This window comes from Methanococcoides sp. AM1 (assembly GCF_900774055.1).
In the GTDB taxonomy this organism is placed as follows: domain Archaea; phylum Halobacteriota; class Methanosarcinia; order Methanosarcinales; family Methanosarcinaceae; genus Methanococcoides.
Window position 1 is genome coordinate 15,385 of record NZ_CAAGSW010000007.1, and the last position, 20,733, is coordinate 36,117.

The 20,733-nt window shown below is 41.5% G+C and carries 13 protein-coding genes; 3 read left to right on the plus strand and 10 right to left on the minus strand.

All coding sequences use genetic code 11. The features are described from left to right. Positions 1-15: 15 nt before the first annotated feature. Together sepS and E7X57_RS12085 are read right to left on the minus strand one after the other, a co-directional pair. Entirely contained in the window at positions 16-1,635 is a 1,620-nt protein-coding gene (sepS, locus tag E7X57_RS12080; protein ID WP_135613236.1) for an O-phosphoserine--tRNA ligase, read from the minus strand. Positions 1,636-1,828: 193 nt separating this feature from the next. After that, entirely contained in the window at positions 1,829-2,104 is a 276-nt protein-coding gene (locus E7X57_RS12085) for a UPF0147 family protein (protein ID WP_048196360.1), read from the minus strand. 116 nt (positions 2,105-2,220) lie between these two features. On the opposite strand from E7X57_RS12085, the gene E7X57_RS12090 reads away from it, so the two are divergent. Further along, positions 2,221-2,709 carry an Sjogren's syndrome/scleroderma autoantigen 1 family protein gene (locus E7X57_RS12090; RefSeq protein ID WP_135613238.1) on the plus strand — a complete coding sequence of 163 codons (489 nt, stop codon included), beginning with the start codon at positions 2,221-2,223 and terminating at the stop codon, positions 2,707-2,709. A gap of 232 nt (positions 2,710-2,941) precedes the next feature. On the opposite strand, the gene E7X57_RS12095 is transcribed toward E7X57_RS12090, so the two are convergent. The 7 genes from E7X57_RS12095 to E7X57_RS12125 all read right to left on the minus strand — a co-directional run bounded on the left by E7X57_RS12095 (position 2,942) and on the right by E7X57_RS12125 (position 14,616). Beyond that, the gene (locus E7X57_RS12095; RefSeq protein ID WP_135613240.1) at positions 2,942-5,200 is read right to left on the minus strand and encodes a DEAD/DEAH box helicase; all 2,259 of its coding nucleotides are present in this window, start codon (positions 5,198-5,200) and stop codon (positions 2,942-2,944) included. 80 nt (positions 5,201-5,280) lie between these two features. Beyond that, positions 5,281-7,026, minus strand: coding sequence for a glycine--tRNA ligase (glyS, locus tag E7X57_RS12100; protein WP_135613242.1), 1,746 nt, complete (start codon positions 7,024-7,026; stop codon positions 5,281-5,283). Positions 7,027-8,004: 978 nt separating this feature from the next. After that, the gene (locus E7X57_RS12105; protein WP_135613244.1) at positions 8,005-9,867 is read right to left on the minus strand and encodes a PAS domain S-box protein; all 1,863 of its coding nucleotides are present in this window, start codon (positions 9,865-9,867) and stop codon (positions 8,005-8,007) included. Positions 9,868-9,890: 23 nt separating this feature from the next. Next, positions 9,891-11,543 (minus strand): histidine kinase dimerization/phosphoacceptor domain -containing protein, encoded by a 1,653-nt coding sequence (locus E7X57_RS12110; RefSeq protein ID WP_135613245.1) that lies wholly within the window; start codon positions 11,541-11,543, stop codon positions 9,891-9,893. A 65-nt stretch (positions 11,544-11,608) separates the two neighbouring features. Beyond that, positions 11,609-12,811, minus strand: a complete 1,203-nt coding sequence (locus E7X57_RS12115) for an FIST signal transduction protein (protein WP_135613247.1) — start codon at positions 12,809-12,811, stop codon at positions 11,609-11,611. Positions 12,812-13,252: 441 nt separating this feature from the next. Then, the gene (locus tag E7X57_RS12120) at positions 13,253-14,044 is read right to left on the minus strand and encodes a 2-amino-3,7-dideoxy-D-threo-hept-6-ulosonate synthase (protein ID WP_135613248.1); all 792 of its coding nucleotides are present in this window, start codon (positions 14,042-14,044) and stop codon (positions 13,253-13,255) included. Between the two features lie 59 nt (positions 14,045-14,103). Then, positions 14,104-14,616: a deoxyuridine 5'-triphosphate nucleotidohydrolase gene (locus E7X57_RS12125; protein WP_135613250.1), complete on the minus strand. Its 513-nt coding sequence runs from the start codon at positions 14,614-14,616 to the stop codon at positions 14,104-14,106. A gap of 255 nt (positions 14,617-14,871) precedes the next feature. Between E7X57_RS12125 and E7X57_RS12130 the strand changes: the two genes are divergently transcribed. Continuing rightward, the gene (locus E7X57_RS12130; RefSeq protein WP_135613251.1) at positions 14,872-16,986 is read left to right on the plus strand and encodes a PAS domain S-box protein; all 2,115 of its coding nucleotides are present in this window, start codon (positions 14,872-14,874) and stop codon (positions 16,984-16,986) included. An 11-nt stretch (positions 16,987-16,997) separates the two neighbouring features. On the opposite strand, the gene E7X57_RS12135 is transcribed toward E7X57_RS12130, so the two are convergent. Further along, positions 16,998-17,993, minus strand: a complete 996-nt coding sequence (locus E7X57_RS12135) for a hypothetical protein (RefSeq protein ID WP_135613253.1) — start codon at positions 17,991-17,993, stop codon at positions 16,998-17,000. A 435-nt stretch (positions 17,994-18,428) separates the two neighbouring features. Between E7X57_RS12135 and E7X57_RS12140 the strand changes: the two genes are divergently transcribed. Then, the coding region (locus tag E7X57_RS12140; RefSeq protein WP_210409067.1) for a NosD domain-containing protein at positions 18,429-20,733 on the plus strand (2,305 nt) is incomplete at its 3' end.

Consider the following 20,733-nt stretch of genomic DNA (forward strand, 5'->3'; position numbering starts at 1 on the left):
TCAAACCGTTTTGTTTTATTCGATCTCTGCCCTGACCGTTGTGAAGACCGGTCCGCGGATATCGATCTTCTTGTTCTTGCCTGTGATATATCTCTGGGCAAGCGGGTCAAGTTTTATGTTGATCTCGGATGGTACCTTTACTATTCTAACACGGGTCTCTACTGTACTTTCACCGCTTTCAACGGCTTCTTCGATCTCCCGGGCTGCCTGTGCAGCAAAAGCATCAAGGAATCGGACACCTGTTCTTGCAGAGTGGTTCTCGAAAGCCTTTTTCCACTTCTTGTTGTTTGGGAGTCCCAGAATGTCATTCTCATAGGCAATCACTTCATTGAATGTTGCCGGTCCGCAGAGCTTTGTGTCTTCTTCAGGCTCCACTACGGACACCTTCACCTTCTTTCCGTTGATCGATCCTTCCCAGGCAGCAAATTCGCATGGGCTTGGTTCTGATGAGTGGAGTTCGCATTGTTCAACGATGCTGTCCATGATCTCCTGACCTTCGGTGGTTTCAGGCAACTTGTCCACAAATATCATCGTTGCCAGTTCTCCATCCTTCAATGTCCATTCGGAATACTGTGGGATCTGTGGATATGTCATTGCACGCAGGTCGGTGGAGTCGTGGAGGATCATGGCGAGCCTTTCAACACCAAGTCCGAGATTCATGACCGGGTATGGTATATCGTACTCTGAAAGGGCGGTTGGTGAGTAAATTCCAAAGGTTGCGATCTCTATCCATCCATCGGAGTATTTTGTATTTGAGCCCACGAGTTTTGGGTGGTATGCAAATACTTCTATCTGTGTGTCAGGAACATAATATTTGCTTCTCTTCTCATCAGGCCTGAAAAGGAACTTTTCGAAACCGAACTGGGAAAGAAGTCCCTGTGCAACTGCTTTTCCATGATCCACGGTGACATCTTCGTCCATGATAACACATGAAGCGGTGTAGTAGGTCATGAGCCTTGATGCATCTTCCTGCTGTTCTCTTCTGAATGCACGGTCAATTGAGAAAAAGTGGAATGGTGGTCTTGCACGTTCCAGTATGCCTGCAAGGGAAAGGAACCATCCGGATGTCATGTGGCTTCGAAGTGTTTTCCTGGTGGCCTGGGGGGTAAGTTCCTTGAACTCCGGGAAGACCTGGTCGATCATTTCCACAACAAGTGCATCTGAGACATCAAGCTTTAGAGCGATCTCAGGAACAAGGTCATCTCCTTCAACTTCTCCTTTCTTGTATGAATGGAGAACTTTCCTGATGGTCTCTATACCTTCATCATCAATGCCTCCAAGCATCTCTTTTATTGTTGCGATCCTCTGGTCGGATATCCCTACGTTTGGTCTTGGTAATCCTGCCAGGTAGAAACAGCGGTCAAGGACTGCCAGTGCTTCGTGGCCGAACTGTTTGTGAACTTCACGTTCATCCACAATGAGTGGATTCATCATCTCATCAAAGCCCATGCGCATGTAGGCTTCTCTGAGCTTTGATATCGTATCGTAGACCGGATGTGCTTTTCCGAAATTGAATGATGTGTGTGGGTACTGCTGGTTCAGACCTGATCTGTGTACAAGGTCCTTCCCACTTTTCCATGTAGCATCAAAGTCTTCTTTGGTTGCTTTCCTTATGGCTTCAGGATCGAATTTCATGATAAAATCTCTTTTAATTTATAGTAATTATCGTAGGTAGTAATCGTAATTTCATGCATAAAAAGTTATCAATGGCTATTATACTTACGTTCGGGAAGAGCATGTAAGCTACAAGATCTATAAAATAAAAGGATAAGTTTGGTCTGAAGTATCAGACCTGATCTCTTCCCACTGATCGTGGGTCGTTTTGATATTAATCGTCTACAGGAATTGTTTCAAGCTGACTTGCAACATTCCAGATAAGGGTTCTTGTGTGCAACGGTATATTTGGGTCGTTGCTGATGTCCTCCAGTATTGAAATGCTGGATGATGTTCTAAGGAAAAGTGGTTCTGCTTCGTTGTTTAATGTTGCAAGGATGTCATTTGCTGAACGTCTGATGTTCCTTGGAACTGAATTATCGTTTGCGATGTGTTCTAACACTTGCGTACATTGCTTAATGACGTCTTCAGGTTGGCTGGCTCCTAACATTTGGATCACCTTAAAATGGTTTAATGATATAAAATAAGAATCAATGCTGTAGTATCCCTAACAATTATATCCTATAAAAAGACTTTCATTCATGGAGTAAGTGAAAAGGTGAATAAATGAGCGATAGTGATGATAAAATAAAACAGATCTCAAGATTACTGGAACTTGGTGGTACAATGCTTGCACAGCACTGCACAACATGCGGAGCTCCTATGTTCAGGTATCACGGCGATGTCCTTTGTCCTATTTGCCAGGGTGAAGGTGTTGGTACGAATATGGCTTCACAGGAACAAATGATGAGGGCAGAAGTATCCACAGTTCCACAGAATGCTGGGGCTCAGGAAGCCACAACATTTTCAGAACCTGCAGGACAACTTCCGGCAGATCAGGTACCAATCTCGTTTGCTTCTCCTGATGTCAGACCGGGACATGTGCCGATATCCTCCGTCAAACACGTGGAAGGTACGGGCTCTGTGTCCGATATATTGAAAATGAAGTTAGAGTCCGTCGCAAGTCTCATTCAATCTGAGAATGACCCTCGCAGGATCAGGGAGTATCTTGAAATAATGGAAAAATGCCTTGATGTCCTTGAAAGGATAAATTGAACGATCTGGTCATAATCGGCTGAACAGTTCATTGCTGGTTCAATGATAGCTGATATAATCAAAATTGAATGCAAATTAATATCTAATTTAATGGTCTGATCGATGCAGATGTTTGTCTAATAAGTTGGAACTGATCAGGCCAAAAATATTAAAACAAAGTAAATTAAAGTAAATTAAAATAAAAATCAACATGCTTAATCGTAGTCAGGTTAATTCTGTCCTTGCTTGCCTTTCATCCTTTATATTTACTTGTGAGAATTTCCCTCATCTTTGATGCGGTCTTTGGTCCGATGTTCCTGACCTTTGTCAATTCATCCTGCCCGGCTTTCATAATATTTTCAACCGAATCAAAATGTTCGAGCAGATTCCTCGCAGCATTGGGACCAATATCGCTAATTGAGGACACAATATATTCCTGCTGTTGTGAAAGTAGCATTGATGACTTCTTTCCATGTACACTGATCTCTCGCTTTTCATCGATCTGTTCCCTTTTTGCCAGAATGCTGATCAGGGATGCTGTATCTTCAGGATCTCGTGTGTATAGTACAGATACGCCGAAATCCAGTACTAGGGAAGCAATAGTTCCATGTATCACATTAGGATTAAGCATTCTGGAAGTGAACAAACCTTCTCCTTCTATTATTAGTATGGGCTTATCATAGGCTCCGGCAAGGTCCGATATCTGCCTGAAAAGATCCCTGTCAAGAAGGCTACTCACAAAGTCCTCTGCACTCTTACGCTCGATGGCTGTTCTGTCGCTGACGATATAATCTCCGACCTCAAGGGTCTTGACAACGATATTAATTTCCATTTTCTCAAGGTTTCGCGCAACAGTGCTTCGTATCTCCCTCTGGTCAAGTACAACTGTCACTTCGTCATCGGTAAAGTCTGAGAGTCCTGTCTGCTGTTTCCGGGTGACTCCAAATTCACTTGTAATATCCTGATTCCCATTATCAGAGGACATTGTTTCCTGCCATTGCTGCATATTGCTCTGCATCCGGCGCTCTTTGTGGGTGCAACTCCAGTAGTATGCTTCATCCCTTGTACCTTTAGTAACCAGAACGACGACCCTTCCTTCATGCTTCCTGCCGGTACGACCTTTTCTCTGTATGCTCCTGATCTCAGAGGGTACAGGTTCGTAGAACATTACAAGGTCGGTAGCAGGTATGTCAAGTCCTTCTTCAGCTACTGAAGTGGCTACAAGAACGTTGTAATCTCCTGCCTTGAACTTCTCTATGATCTCTACCTGCTGCTTCTGGGTGAGCCCTTTGTCGCGGAACTTTGAGCTTTGTCCCACGAACTTGACAGGTCGTATTCCTTCTATCTCGGAAAGGGTATTTGTCACCATCTCAGATGTATCACGGTAATTTGTAAAGACGATAACGCGGGATTCAGGTTTGCCATTGAGTTCCCTGGAAACCAGGTCCCGAACAACATTGAGTTTTGGATGTTCTGTGCTGCATTCCTTTATCCTGTGGTAGAACTGTCTCATGTAGAGGTCTTCAGAAAGGCGCTTTGCAGCCTTGCTTCCGCTCTTTGAGACCGCTTCGTTCTCCAGCCTGTCAGCATATTTTGAAAGGGATTCGATGCCCTGTGTTTCAATGATCTCCACTGCATGATTTACTTTCATGATCTCGGCAAGTATGGATAATGCACTGAATACTGCAGAGTCGGCCATGCCTCTTAGTTCTCCCTGTAACTTTTTCTGCAGGCCCAGAAGATCCCTCTTGGAAGCACTCTTCCCGTATGGAAGGGAATATCCAAGTTCCCCAAGCTTCTTGAACCTGTCATCAAGGACCTTGTCCAGAAGCTTTTTCAGTTCCTTCATCTCATCCGGTAGTATGACGTGCTTCCATTCGATCTCCTTTTTGTGAATGTATGGAGCAACATCCGAATCGGATTCTGTCTTGATGGCAACTGAACTTATGAACAGGTTGTTGCAGACCTCGCTGATCTTCTCATCGGAACTTCCCGGGCTTGCAGTGATCGCAAGACAATGCGGGTTCTTGGCATCCTGGAAATATCTCTCAGCAATGTAGGTGTAGGCATAATTCCCGACAGCCCTGTGCGCTTCATCAAAAGTGATATGTGAAACATCCTCGAGGCCGATCCTTTTTGTGAGGACATCGTTCTCGATGACCTGTGGTGTTGAGATGATGACCCTTCCCTTTTCCCAGAGCTTTGCCCTGTTCTCAGGGGAAACCGCACCTGTGAATGTCAGTATCTCTTCCTCGGGTATGTTAAGGGCAGCTTTTAAAAAAGAAGCATGCTGCTCGACGAGTGGTTTTGTAGGGGAAAGGATCAGGACCTTCCCGCCGGACTTTTCCAATCTGGAAACAATTACAAGAAGAGCAACGATGGTCTTGCCAAGGCCGGTTGGCAAAACTACCAGTGTTGGTGCTGATAGTGCCTTTCCGGCAAGGTCAAGTTGATAGAGCCTTTGTTCTATAGTATCTGGTTTGACCAGGGGGTGTTTGATAAAGTTGCTCATATTTGTTACAGGTTTGAAAGTTGCTTGATGCAATTACGTTCTTAACCTTATTAAATATGAGGCAAGCGGTGTGAAAGTGTTTACAGCTTCACACCTGCGGTCTCAAAGTCTCTCTTTCCATAGACCAGATCGTATATTACATCTTCAATGCCATCTATTGGTGCTCTTACCTGTTCCATTGTATCACGGTCACGGATGGTGACTGAATTATCTTCGATCGTATCGTAATCGATCGTTATGGAATATGGTGTTCCGATCTCATCATTCCTGCGGTAACGGCGTCCGATAGCTCTCGAGTCATCATAGGTCACAAGGAGTCCTCTGTTTCGAAGCTTTTCTGCTATCTGTTTAGCAGGATCCATCAGTTCCTTCCTTGTAAGCAGTGGCAGGACCGCTACCTGTATAGGTGCGACCTCATTCCGGAACCTGAGGACTATCCTTTCCTCTTCATCATCCTCATCTTCTTCAGCAACCATTTCTTCTTCAAAGGCATGTTCCATGGTGCAGTAGAGGATCCTGTCAATACCATAGGACGGTTCGATGACATGCGGTACGATCTTTTCACCGCTGACCTTGACGGTCTCCTGTGCATAGGATATGATGTCAGAAGGCACTGTGAATTCCTCACCATCGACGTTGACCCTGATCTCTTCCCTGTCAAGTTCCTCGGGGCTTAATTCTTTAAGTGCATCGGCAACAGCGTTTGCTTTTCCTTTGAACAAAGGTCCCATCTTGCCCATGTTTGGCTTTACCACGAACTGTTCGATCAGCTTCGGCTCATCATACTCGATATGGACCACAAGTTCTGTGCCACTGGTTTTTGCATGTGCCATCAGGTCATAGTCTGTCCTGTCTGCAATACCAACGACCTCGATCCAGCCAAACCTGTCCGTCAATATCTCAGCATCCCAGCAATCAATAGCGTAGTGTGCCATCTCATCCTTCTGGTGCTGCCTGAACCTGAGCTTGTCTGCAGCAATACCCACACGCTGCAGGAAGCTGTTTGTAAGTGCAATGTGGTATGCCAGGAACTCATGTGCGATTATCTTCTGATCGATAGCTTCCCTTACGGTCATCTGCTCGATAACGCCCTTTTGCTGTGCTTCATCTGAATAAAGGTTTAATGTAACACCTTCGAACCTTCCAATGTTCGGATGGGTCTTTTCTTCCGGATGGGTGAATATCTCAGCTTCTGCCTGTGTGAACTCACGAAGTCTGATAACTCCCTGCCTTGGTGAGATCTCGTTGCGGTATGATTTTCCGATCTGGGTTGCACCAAAGGGCAGCTTTTCACGATAGTATCGGGACAGCCTCTGGAAATTTATGAACATTCCCTGTGCAGTTTCAGGACGCATGTAGCCCTGTCTTCCGGTGCCCGGGCCGATGCTTGTCTTGAACATCAGGTTGAACTCATAAGCTTTGCCAAGTTCACCGCCACATTCAGGGCACCCGATGTTGTTCTCTTTGATCAGTCGATCAAGTTCCTCGTTGCTCAAAGCATCTGCAATTTCTACTATCTTGTCAACAAGGTGATCTGCCCTGAATGCTTCGCCACATTCCTTACATTCGCAGAGGGGGTCGGAAAACCCGCCAACATGACCGGATGCAACAAAAACATCTTCGATACCAACTGTGGGGGTTTCGATCTCCATGAACCCTTCATGGATGACGTAGAGTTCACGCCAGATCTGCTCTATCCTGCGTTTCAAAGTACTTCCAAGAGGTCCATAATCATAAAAGCCTGCAGTACCTCCGTACAGCTCAAAGGAGTTCCACAAAAAACCTCGTCTTTTTGCCAGTTCAATTACCTGTTCATACCTGTCCATGATAGATCCTCATAAGTTCGCGATCATATTGTTGGGATGATAATATTTATATTATCGATATTTCCTGTTTGCATGCAATGAAAATATCCGAAATCCTGATTCATTTTTATATTTTTCAATATGTTGCTGGTTTATATTTTTGATTAACGCACTTTCCACATATAAATTTGTGTCTATAAAGACAATATTCGATCACAAAGATATTCACATTATATTTGGTATCTCTTATATGTTCAGTTAATTTATTTATTGAGTCTGTTAAATATCATATTTGTAATTACGGCAAAATATTTCGGTTATTTATTTTATTTCGTTATATTGATGCTGAGTTTAAAAAAATAGACATTGCACAAGATACTCCTCATTATTATCATTATGAGCAGCAACATCTTTATATAGTTACTACGGCATAGTAATATTTAGGCAAGACCGAAAAAATCATATCGTACCACCACCACCACAAACTGATTTTTTATTGGTCATTCCATCACGGTCTTGCTTTTGTTCTTCATTTTAACTCAATACTAAAACTTCTAGCTTTAAGTTTTTATTTTTCAAACTGCTTATTTTATTATTTGCTCAAATACTTATAAGTCATATTTATTATCCCAACATATTGAATTTATTTCTTAATAACCGTAAAACCAAAACAATTTCGAAAATGATATATAGTTATTAATATAGTATATTAGTTAAGCAAGGTCGTAAATCATATTGTACCACCACTACTAACTGATTTTGTTGGTTATTCCATCACCGATCTTGCTATAATTCTTACTTTTTACTTATTACCTGAACTTCTAACTTTAAACCTTTATTTTCAAAACAGTTTATTTATTTCTAAAGATTGACAGTTTTTACGCTTATTCTAAAGAGATGCATTCTTTTCGGAAAAGCAAAAACTGTCCAAGTTGGGATGTATTGCATATCTTTTCTTGCGTTGTAGCAATTAATATATTTAAAAAAAGGAAACGAATTTTATAAATCAGTCGGAATGCTAAATCCTATTGTAGTTCCTTCACCGAGTTCACTTTTAAATAAGACTTCACCATCATGCATTTCAACGATTTTTTTGACAAGGGCAAGGCCGAGGCCATTACCTTCATATAATCTACTGCTCGAAGAATCAACCTGTGTAAATGGCTCAAAGATTTTTTCATGATAATTCTTTGAAATACCAATTCCTGTATCTTTGACTTTGATGACCAAGCATTTAGTGCTCTTTTCCACCCGAACCATTATCGAACCACCATCAGGAGTGAACTTTATAGCATTAGATAAGAGATTAAAAATAACCTGTTTTAATTTTAGCCTGTCAGCATTAATGCAAAGATCATCAGCTTCGATACTTGTGCTCAGGCAGATATTCTTTTGTTGCACAAGAGGAGATACAATTGATATTACATCATTCAACACGTCCCTGAACAGGATCTTTTCATGCTGAAGTTCAGCTTTACCAGCCTCTATCTTTGAAAGGTCCAGAATATCATTGATAAGGCTTAGTAAGTGGTTACCACTTTTAGATATATTAGTTATGTATCTTATTTGTTTATCATTGATCAAATCTTTGTCATTATCGAGAAGAAAATCTGAAAAACCAATGATAGAATTAAGTGGCGTTCTCAATTCATGGCTTACATTTGCAAGAAACTCGCTCTTTGCTTTATTGGCAGATTCAGCAGTAATTTTTGCATTCATTAATGCAATTTCGGCTTCTTTGCGTTCAGTCACGTCATGCATAACACCATTAATTGAAACATTGTTTCCTTCTTTGTCTATTAGCCACGCAATGTGATCTTCTACCCACCTTATTGTTCCGTCCTTTCTTCTTATGCGGTATTCCAGAACACCATTTTCAAGTTTTGTCTGCATTTCTTCATATTTTAAAAGGACTTTTTCTATATCTTTTTGGCAAATGGAACTCTTCCATAAACCCGGATCACTGAGCCATTCTTCAATAGTATATCCAAAAATATTCTCAACAGCCTGATTAGTATATGCTGTTTCAAAGGTTCCAGGGTCAATGCAGTATACCAATTCTGCAATATTTTCAGTCAATTCACGATATTTCTTTTCAGATTCCATCAAAGCAGCAGTTGCTTTTTTTCTCTCTGTAATATCTCTTATAATTGCCATCTCTGCCGGTTTACCTTTGTATTGGATGGTAGATACATTGATCTCAACCGGTATCTTTTTTCCATCTTTTGACAAGATCTCTATCTCATTATCTGGTTGAATGGCTTTTTCCAGCCTCTTTATATGTCTCTCTTTTAAAAGACCGGTATGCTCGGATGAAATCAAATCCATAAAAGGAATTTCGTTTGCTTCATCAGAGGAATAACTGATCAGATCCAGCATTTTCGGGTTTGCATACTTTATCAGGAAATCCTGGACAATAATAATTCCATCATTCCCGTTTTCGACAAGAGCAGAATACTTATCATCCCTTTCTTTCAATTTATTCTCCATTTCATGCTTGTAAAGGGCTATCTCTATAATGGTGTATAATTCCTTTTCTTCAAAAGGCTTGAGTATGTAACCAAAAGGTCCTGTTATCTTTGCTCGCTGCAAGGTATTGTCATCGGCATAAGCGGTAAGGTAGACAACTGGAATATCATGTCGTGTCTGTATCTGGTCAGCTACTTGAACACCGTCCATATCCCCATCCAGCATAATATCCATCAGCACCAGATCCGGACAAATTTCTTCCATTTTTTCAATAGCTTCTTCCCCGGATGCAAAAGTGAAAGGGACTGTATATCCGAAATCTTCCAACGTGTTTTTTATGTCCAGAGCTGTAATGAGTTCATCCTCTATAACTAATATTTTTGGTCTTGTCATTAAAGCTCCCTCCACTTTTCTAATTATTCTTCAAAAGTTATCACAAATTTAGTACCCTTGCTTCGATCAAGCTCGATTTCACCATGAATTTGTTTCACAAGTGTTGTTACCAGTTGCAAACCCAATGAATGTGAATTCCTATAGTCCAGATCTTTAGGAATACCTATTCCAGTGTCGCTGATAATGAGTGTAAACATCTTGTTTTCAAGATGGAATTTGATATTGATGACACCTTCTTCTTCTGCCTGATAAGCATACTTTAAGGAATTTGAAACAATTTCATTGATGATCAAACCAAGGGGAATGGTTCTTTCTATTCCCATGTAAACGTTATCGATGTCCAGTTTCAGTTTGATAGCACTATTTCCTATTCTGTATGTCTGGAACAGATAGGTCGTCAATTTCTTGATGTAATCACCAATGTCTATACTTGCCAGATCCTTTGATTGGTACAACTTCTGATGGGCAATAGCCATTGATCGGACGCGGCTCTGACTCTCCCGGAATGCATCAATTACTTTTTCATCATTGAAGTTTCGAGATTGAAGGTTGAGCAAACTGGAAATGACCTGGAGGTTATTTTTCACCCGGTGATGGATCTCTTTTAACAAGGTATCTTTTTTCCGAACTTCTTCTGCCTTTTTGTGTTCGGTGATATCAATAAAACTCTCGATAAAATGTAGGCGCCCGTCAAGATTTACAGAAGCTACAGTCTTGAGGACGGGGATCTCTTCTCCTCTGACATTTAGCAGCACGCGTTCTGATTTGTCTATGTTCATTTTAAGGTCGCTGATAGGGCATTTTCTCTCCTCGGCCGTACAGATAAATTCGTGGCATACTTTGCCAACGATTTCCTCTTTTGGAGCACCAATAATTTGAACTGCGAAAAGATTTGCATCAATAATCGTATGTGTTTCTGCATCGATGATAACGACCCCTGTTTGGATCGATGCTAGCACGGTCTTTAATTTGTTCTCGTTCTCCTGCAATACTTCCTCTGCATGCTTGCGTTGTATGATCTCTTGTTGGAGATGTTTGTTGGTACTTGTCAGTTCTGATACATTTTGTCGGATAATTTCCTGTGACTCTAGATTGTGCAGCAATGCACTCATCTGCTGAACGAACACCATGAAAGACGGTCTGAGCTCATCACCTATCTTATCATAGAAATCCTTCTTTTTTGTGGATCGTCCTCCTAGAACAAATCCCTGCAGATCTCCATCCTTGTAATATGGGGCGTAAATTACCTGACATAATCCCAGCGATTCCCAGGGATTTGATGGTCCGGAATCCTCGATAAAGACGCCTTCTCTTGTGTTCACAATGTTATCGGAAATGATCCAGTCCATGACAAATGGATGTTTCTCATCAAAACCATAATTCTCCACAAGCGTTAAGCGATTATTAGTCATGTCGTAAGTGAAGAATGCACCACATTCAACCTCAAAAACTTCAACTATGGACTCTACCGTTATCAACAAAAGGTCGTGCAGATTTTCAATCCGAATAGCTTTCTTGTTGTGTGACTGGATCGACTTAAAGCGACCCAGCTCCTGATCAAGGTGATCTCCTGTATTGACAAGCTTCTGCTCAATCGCAGAGAAACGCGTTACCTGTTTCTGTAGCTCATTATACCTGGCTTTAAGCTCATCATACTTCAAGTTCTCATCATTCATGATCAGTTTCTATCTTTGTTTATTCATGTTGCGAGGCATCTGGTGCGAATACGCTGCGTGTCACATTAGTCGTTGCTTTTGACAATGACATACAGGGCTGTTGTATAGTTATGGAATTGGTCTCGCCCTCCTAATCTTGCAAACTCGCCCAGTCCGTACATTCCCAGCCATGGTACATCCTCATCGTTACATAGGGGATACTGCATTCTGGCTACAATTTCATCCTTATGGATACGGTTTAACATCCCCCTTCCTCTTGCGACACAGTCTGCATGGAACACGGCGACAGGTTTACGGCCGTTGCATTTTTCAACGATCTGCCCGACCATCTGATCAAGACCATCAAATATTAGATCTTCATCCCTCTTGGTGAGGTGGAGTTTTGTGCCCTCGGGACACTCAACAGGCATATAGATGCTACCATCCGTCCCTTTCTTTGCTATCACACGAAGAATGTGCGTGTTGCCATATTCTTCTTGTAAGCTCTTTGGTAGTTCCTCCGCAAGCGCTCCAATTGGGATCGTATCCTTAAGTTGTGCTGTTTCTGGTAGTCCAAGATTTTCTGTCAGGCACTTCCATGCTGGTTCTCCATTCAGCTCGAACACACGGTTCGACTCAGAGCGTGTAACTTCAAAAGGCATTTCTATGATTGCGAAACCATGGGAGGCTTGTGTGATAACCTCAAGTGTAGGGTCTGCAAAACCAATTGCTAATGCAGCTTTTTCAAATATCTGGTCGCCAACGAACTGAAAGCTGTTTATGGCTTTCATATTATCAGAAGAGGTAGCTCCAAATATTGGAACATCGGTACCAAAAACTGATTCGATGCCTTCCAACGCTTTGTCGGCAGCAATATCGATGCCAGATGCCAGAAAATGGATCATGTTAACGTTTGAATTTTTACTTTTCAGATCCTGAGCCAATTGAGCACCGACTTCATACGAATTGGGACCCGTTATATTGTCTTTTATGACAACGGAATATTCATCTTTCCCACCCTTTATTGTCATGATCGCCAGACATCTCATTGCTTCATTTGCTCCCTCTTTACCAATAATTCCGGAGCAGGTACAACCCACAATCTGTGCACTGGGGGCGAGCTTATGTGCTTCACTTAGAATTTCATTCAGATTATGCCCGATAGTGGCATAGATTACAACAAGATCACAATCAATGCTCTCTTCATCAACGAGTGCATTTTCAAGGCATTCAGCTATAGCTTTCTTTGAGTTTACAACTGCAGTACTACTGGATGCAAATTTTAACATAATTCCCTCAACTTTATTTAGATTCCACAATTCCACAAATCATTTGATGTAAGTCTTCTGTGAAGTGGCCACGTTTTTATTATCACAAAATAAATATTTTCAGATATAAATAAGTAATCCTTTTACTCGGTCACTCAGATTTTTGTGTTTCTGAATGAATTCGGATATCATAAAAGATAAATCAAACACAGTGCTCAGGTAATACAAACTGGTAAGATCCGAGGGATTATATCACCTCTCCATTAGTCGCCTAATGGGATGTTGAAAAAAATTAATGCTGATTTTGGTGGTATTTTGTTTATTTTCCATCAATATTTGCTTAATCTGCAACTAAAATACTAACATATTATAAATTGTAGTTTTTACATAGCACTAACTAATACAAAAGATCTTTAAAAACGAAAAAAGTGAGTGCCGGAATTTCCGGCATATGATCAAATTTTAGTCTTCCATGGCTTCATCTGCAGTCATTCCACCATGAACGACCTTTGATATACGGGTGACAAGCCTTGTTGGATTATCGGACTGGAACACGTTCCTGCCCATTGCGACACCTTTGCAGCCGACCTGAAGTGCATTGTAGACCATTTCGAGCAGCTCTTTTTCGGTGTCCATCTGAGGGCCACCTGCAATAACTACGGGAACCGGACAGCCATCAATTACTTCTTTGAAAGATTCAGGGTCGCCTGTATAACTTGTCTTGACAATGTCAGCACCAAGTTCGGCACCAACCCTTGCTGCGTGTTTCACGTATTCTACATCAAGTTCGGATTCGACCTTTGCCCCTCTGGGATATGTCATTGCGAGAAGAGGCATTCCCCATTCATCACATTTTTTTGCAATATGTCCAAGGTCCTGGAGCATTGCTGCTTCATCATCCGCACCAACATTGATGTGAACGGAGACTGCATCAGCGCCTACCTTAATAGCTTCTTCAACGGTTGTGACAAGGACCTTGTGGTTTGGATCAGGCCCGAGTGAGGTGGAACCGGAAAGGTGTATAATAAGTCCTACATCCCTGCCATAGCCACGATGTCCGTGTTTTGCAAGTCCCATGTGACCAAGGACAGCATTTGCACCGCCCTCTGCAACCTTGTTAACAGTTGATGGCATGTCGATCAGACCTTTGATCGGTCCTGCACCGACCCCATGGTCCATTGGTATTATTATAGCATTCCCCGTATTTCTGTCGAAAATACGCTCCATCCTGACAGATTTGCCAATTTCGCTCATGTTAGAGGAGATGCCTATTATATTACATATCCTTTACGTGAATGCTATTACCTGCCATGTCAGATATTCTCATGCTGGTATCTTCCACAATAACCTTCATCCACTTCTGTGTGAAGATGATAGAAAAGCAGCTGCATTATGCGGGCATCTTTCTGAAGATCGAACCCGGCAGTATTGTACACCACAAGCATGCACTCGCTCCTTCCACAATATCCTGCATCCCATACAGCAGTTTCAAGTGTAGCTCCGCATCTTATCAGGCTGGAGCGTGGTTTGGCAATAGCTGCCAGTGCCTTTGGTATGTTGACGATCTCATTCAAGAGAACCTTGTAGATCCCAGGCTCAAGGTGTATCCAGCCATTCTCATCGAATTCGATCTTACTGCCTTCGGATATCCTTCTACCGGAATTATCAAAATCTACCGCTCCTGATCCTTCAATGGTCATGACTTCCTGAAGCGTCATCTCCACTCCGTTAGGCTGGAGTTGGGTATCCATATCGATCATGTTCTCTACAAGGGGTGGATTTGCAAGCACAAGCTCTCGAAGTTCATTTTTTGATAAGAGGGTCATAGCTGTTTGATGGTCTGGATTGGTTATTATGATTTCGGGATGTTATAGATGGATCACTTCCAGGGATGTTAGCCTGTCTCATTTTGTATAATGGATTATATAATTAATGTATATGAATAACGTTTATATACAATGCCGTAATACAGGCGAACTTGATGTATGTAAAGTTAATTTGTTTTACGTCACGATTTATTTCCAATCCCATAATTTCGCTATCTATGAATACATATTATCCAGAATATAGGTGTTAATAACATGCAAGATTATTCACAAAAAATGACCCTTCCTATATCAGACGTTCCGCATGGTGAAAATATAACTCTTGTATATAGAAACGGTGACAAAGTCATTGATTTTGTCTCGTCTTTTTTACGGTCCGGATTGAAGCACAATGATTTATGCGTCTGGATAACGCCAGGGGTAAATAAGGATGAAGGTCCGGATGTTTTTTTCAGGGAAAAGACCATCTTCGTTAACGAGAAATCCTTTTCCTCGAATTTCGATCTTGTTCTTATGGACCTGGAATTGCTTTCTGATGCTGAAGCATTTTGCAGTGCTATACTCGAATTCATAGAAAAAAAGCACATGTCTGCTATGAAATGTGGATTTGATGGACTGAGGATCAATATTGACCTGATCTCGGAAAAAGGTCAAATGCTGCCTTTTCTCAAGCAATGCAGGAAATCGATCATTTCTTCAACTTCGGATGTTGAGCTTACAACCTTATTCACATGTCCTCTTGAATCTTTTTCTTCTTCAGACATCTTTGAACTGATGGATGACCGGGAAAACACTATCATGAAAAAGAATGGCATGTGGACCAGTCTTATGGATCTCCTCAGCAGCAAGTACAGGAAGCACCTGCGATTTTCTCCAGAGTTAATGAAAAAGGAAAAAGAGCTGAAATCCATATACAGGAACAGCCCTGTGGTCGCATTCCTCAGGAGTTCCGGGAATGGTTTCCCGGTTGAGTTCGTTTCTGAGAATATATCACAGTTTGGGTACTCGGCAGAAGAGCTCATGTCCCACAAGGTTCTTTATGAGGACCTTATCCATCCCTGGGACACTGATGATTATTTTCTGGCCCTTTCGGAATGTATTAAAAATAGGGATCACGAATTTACAAAAGAATACAGGATATTGGATCGTGAAGCTAATACTCGCTGGGTCAGTGAAACTTCATTGATAATGACGGATAGATCTGGAAAAATATCCCGTTTTCAGGGTATTGTTGTTGATATTACTGCAAGGAAACTTGCAGAGGAAGCCCTGAAAAGGTCCGAGCTTAAGTTCAAAGCCCTTTTTGATAATTCCAATGATCCGGTCTTCCTTTATGATCTGGATGGAAACATCTTTGAAGCAAACAACAAAGCATGCGAGTGTTTAGGTTATAGCAGGGAAGTATTGTTGCAGAAGAACATAACAGAGACTTATTCTAAGGAATGTGCAGTGGATTTTCAAAAACGAGTTGTAGAAGTTTGCCAGCAGGGAAATTGCATTTTTGAAATGATATGCCTGCGAAATGAAGGTTCTGAAATACAAGTCGAAATGAGCTCGCAGCTAATGGAATATGATGGTAAGCCTGCAATTCTCAGCATATCCCGTGATATCACTGAACGCAAGAATGTAGAAAAAGCTCTTCTGGATGCAAAGAACGAAGCAGAGGTATCCAATAGGTTAAAGACCGAATTCCTTGCCAACATGAGTCATGAGCTTAGAACTCCCCTGAATTCTGTTATTGGTTTTTCAGAGATTCTTCTTGAAAATAAAGCAGGCTCTCTTAATGATATACAAATGAAATACATAGGCAACATCTCCAAAAGCGGGAGTCATTTGTTGACTCTCATCAATGATATACTGGACCTTTCAAAGATAGAGGCCGGTAAAATGGAACTTCAGCATGAAAAGTTCCGTTTCAGGGAAGTGTTAAATGATGTAGAAACAGTTGTTTCACCTCTTGCGGAAAAAAAGAATATCTGCCTGACCACTAGTGTCGGAGCTGATGATCTTTATATCAATGCTGACAGGTTAAAATTGACCCAGGTACTTTTCAATTTGGTATCCAATGCCATAAAGTTCACACACGAAGGCGGTTCGGTAATGATCCGTGCAGAAAATGATGCTGGAACTCTGGTGATAAAGGTCGAAGATACAGGTATCGGCATCCCCGAATCTGACCAATGCGATCTTTTCAAACCTTTTACACAGGCGGACTCATCTGTGAATCGTCAGTTTGGAGGCACAGGTCTTGGTCTTTCGCTTGCTAAAAAATTAATAAAATTACATGGTGGAAATATCTGGGTGGAGAGTGAGCCTGGGATCGGCAGTGTATTTGGGTTCAGTGTTCCTTTATCGCCGGAATTGTCCTGATCGGTATCGGTTCAATGCTCAATTGTACTTTCAGGATGGTCATGTTTCCGGATATTATAGATCACCCATAAAAATAGCACTACTCCTATTGCTGAGAGCAGGATATAAGTAATTGACAGAACCGACAAGCTGATAGCCGGTACAAAACATGCGATATTGACTGCAAGTATCAGTAATGGTATGAAAATGATAAGGTTACGGCTCGAATAAGAGCAGTTTCCCAATATTTCCAATTTCTCTTTCTTTTTGGCTGATCGCAATATGAGAATTACTGGAATGGCATAGAACACGATAATTGATGTGTATGGCAGGATGGTTGTAGGTATCCTTTCGGGAAGAAGGTACAGAAATGTTATAACATAAAGTGTGATCAGGTAGCCCTCAAGCAGTTTGAAACTTCTTCCTTCCAATTTCAGGGAAGTCAGGTCACTATCTTTTGTGAACTTATAAAGAACTGCAATTATCACCAGCGTCCCCGTCAGGGAAATATTTGCAGATGTCAGATCGAACTGGTTCCCGTTAGCGATGAAAGTACTCACCAATATCAGGAAAAGCGCTAAAATAGCAGTTTTCCTTCTCGTTCTTTCCAGTATTAATTCATGTGTTGTAAGCACCTTTCCGGTCAATATCTCAAAAATGAGTATCGGAACGATAAATGACATAATCGGATGCCAGAAAAATCCCAGTATGGGAAATTCACCGATCCCCAATCCAAGAAAGGTTCCCATTGATGGCCCATCGGAATCGAGATAACCAACCCAGAGGACCTTGGTGATCCATGACTCGTACAAAGCGAAGAGCACTCCGAAAAGATAAAGCTGGGACAATGAGGTCCGTTCTGTCTTTAAGGCGATCCCTAAAAAGAATAGCAAATGGGCCAGATAGAGCGGAAATGTCAAAAGGATCCCCCAGCCGTTGATGAACCATGCCTGTGAAGCTCCTGAGAATACTTCTGCAAAGAGCATGGATAATGTTCCTATCAGGAGTATGGGGGGAATTTTCTGCATGTTACCAAATGATGGGTTGTTTTGGAATTAGTAGTTTTGTAATGTGGTCGTATTTGCGTTTTTCACTGGAAGTTATGTTGGTAACATTTATCCTAAAACACGGCAAAAGTTCGGCAAAAACCTTGGAGTTGGAAGGAGTCCTTTTCAGGGAATCAGATAAAAAAAAAGTGATGTTTGGGTTCGTAAACTTTATATGTAAATTGTGTGCATTTTTTTATATGAGTAGTTATGCTGCTTAAATTAGGTGGAGGTAGTGGTAAGATGGATGAAAAAACCCCTGTCATCAGAGTGTATTTCTCCAAAATCAAGAAAGTATTTTATAACCTGTCTGAAGAGGAAAAATAGAGTTCATGCGTAAGGATTGCGAGGAAATAGGCGAAGTCGGGAGGAAATGGGCGAAGTCGGGAGGAACATAAGATTGGTAAGCTGATGTTGATGGTGGCTGGATTACTGGTCTTAGGACTATTTTTTGTCACTCCAGTATCAGCTTTATCACCTCCAATAGTTTACGTTTCCGCAAATAATGATGGTGACTACAATTGTGATGGGGTAGCTGACCAAGTTCAGATTAATCAAGCTTTGGCTTATGTCCGGGATAATGCCGGGTTTACTACGGTCTATCTTAAAAACGATGGCGGAAACACTGACTATATTATTGACGATACAATTGAAGTTCCAACGAATACGATTTTTACTGGGGATGTTGGAGCCGTTGTCAAGCTAAAGGCTGATATTGCAAAGCCATCAAGCTACGAATGGTCAATGGTAACCGGCAATACATTTGAGTCAGGGCACAAGTGGAAAAGTGCATACAACATCACAATAAATAACATCACATTTGATGCAGACAGGTGGAATCAGTCGAACATTCCTGAAAACGATATGGACTTATATGCCACAATCGAGATTCGTGGATACGACCAAACATATCACGATTTGTCATTCACAACCGGTATCGGTGACTTTATTAAGATACCAAACTGGATTGAGACAACACCCGACATTGAAATTTATGATAATTACTTCGGACGTGCAGGTCACTGTGACGTATATGTATTGTACACAGGTTACACAGGCAGTGATAGGATATGGATACACGATAATACATTCGACTATGTCGCATGTAATGCAGGTGTAAGGTTAGATGAGTGTTCAGGAGCACTGGTTGAAAATAATACATTTACATCTAATAATCAAGGTGATCATGCTATCTATCTGGCCTACAAAAATGATCAATGTAACATAGGTTCACATGATAATGAAATTAGATATAATGAGATTTATGATGTGAGAGAACATGGTATCTTGCTGGCAGCAGAGGTATCTGGTGGTTCTGTAGTTAAGTCCGAAGTATCAGACAACTGGATTCACCATAATCTGATTTATAGCACCGATGGTGATGATGGCAATGGTGGTGGTGTCAGCCTATATGGTTATGAGGACACTCTAATTGAGTACAACACAATTCATGCTTGTGATGGTGATGGTATCCAGACCAAAGAGCATTATGGCTCAACTTCTACCACCGGATTCAATGTCTATGCCTACAACAATATTATTTCTGGTGCTGTTCCCTATAACAGTCAGGGCTACGGAATAAACAATATTGCCAATGCTCACCACAATATTACCAGTGACTACAATAACATCTATGACTGTGACCTTGGCAGTTATGGGAATACATCTGCAGGAAGTCACGATATTTATGTTGACCCAAAGTATTTGGATATCGGTAATGATAAGTACTGGCTGAAATCCTCATACGGAACATGGGATGGAGATTCTTGGGAGAATCAGGATACTGATAGTGCCTGTATTGATGCTGCTGACCCTGCTGATAGTTATTCCAATGAACCAGAGGATAATGCTAACAGGGCTAATCTTGGTAGATGGGGTAACACTATCTATGCTTCAAAGTCTGGTGCAGCTGAGTTTAATGTGTACTCTGGAGATTTCATCCAGGATGCTGTTGATGCTGCAACCAACGGTGACACGATTATTGTCTATCCTGGGGTATACACAGAGAATGTAGATGTGTACAAGAAGTTAACTATAATTTCAGAATCAGGAAATCCGGATTATACCATTGTTCAAGCTGCTTCTTCAAACGATCATGTATTCCACGTGACTGCAGATAACGTGACTATAAACGGATTTACTGCAACAGGTGTCACTGGTGATGATAAAAGCGGGATATCCCTTTATGCAGTTGAAGGATGTACTATTACTAACAACATTGCATCGAACAACGATTTAGGTATCAATCTGTATGATTCCAGCAACAACACGATTTACAACAACTACTTCAACAACACGAACAATACTCTAATGAATAATAGTGCCGGAAACGTCTGGAACATCACCAAAACAGCAGGTACAAACATTATCGGTGGGTCATATCTAGGTGGTAACTATTGGGCACACCCAAATGGCACAGGATTCAGCCAGACCAATAATACCGATGCGGACAGAGATGGCATATGCGACGAAACCTATACGATTGCATCGGATCACATCGACTATCTGCCTCTGGCTGTACCGCTCGTCTATCCTGCTGCTAACTTTACTGCTAATGTCACTGAAGGTATTGCACCACTTACTGTTTCATTCACTGATCTCTCAACCAATGCAACGTCATGGTCCTGGGATATTGATGCTGACGGTACTGAGGATTACTCCAGTCAGAATATAATTCATACGTATGATACAGCTGGTTTGTATACTGTCAATCTTACTGTCA

Coding starts and splice junctions, on each gene's coding strand:
- sepS (WP_135613236.1), bottom strand. CDS start 1,635: ATGAAATTCGATCCTGAAGCCATAAGGAAAGCAACCAAAGAAGACTTT.
- E7X57_RS12085 (WP_048196360.1), bottom strand. CDS start 2,104: ATGTTAGGAGCCAGCCAACCTGAAGACGTCATTAAGCAATGTACGCAA.
- E7X57_RS12090 (WP_135613238.1), top strand. CDS start 2,221: ATGAGCGATAGTGATGATAAAATAAAACAGATCTCAAGATTACTGGAA.
- E7X57_RS12095 (WP_135613240.1), bottom strand. CDS start 5,200: ATGAGCAACTTTATCAAACACCCCCTGGTCAAACCAGATACTATAGAA.
- glyS (WP_135613242.1), bottom strand. CDS start 7,026: ATGGACAGGTATGAACAGGTAATTGAACTGGCAAAAAGACGAGGTTTT.
- E7X57_RS12105 (WP_135613244.1), bottom strand. CDS start 9,867: ATGACAAGACCAAAAATATTAGTTATAGAGGATGAACTCATTACAGCT.
- E7X57_RS12110 (WP_135613245.1), bottom strand. CDS start 11,543: ATGAATGATGAGAACTTGAAGTATGATGAGCTTAAAGCCAGGTATAAT.
- E7X57_RS12115 (WP_135613247.1), bottom strand. CDS start 12,811: ATGTTAAAATTTGCATCCAGTAGTACTGCAGTTGTAAACTCAAAGAAA.
- E7X57_RS12120 (WP_135613248.1), bottom strand. CDS start 14,044: ATGAGCGAAATTGGCAAATCTGTCAGGATGGAGCGTATTTTCGACAGA.
- E7X57_RS12125 (WP_135613250.1), bottom strand. CDS start 14,616: ATGACCCTCTTATCAAAAAATGAACTTCGAGAGCTTGTGCTTGCAAAT.
- E7X57_RS12130 (WP_135613251.1), top strand. CDS start 14,872: ATGCAAGATTATTCACAAAAAATGACCCTTCCTATATCAGACGTTCCG.
- E7X57_RS12135 (WP_135613253.1), bottom strand. CDS start 17,993: ATGCAGAAAATTCCCCCCATACTCCTGATAGGAACATTATCCATGCTC.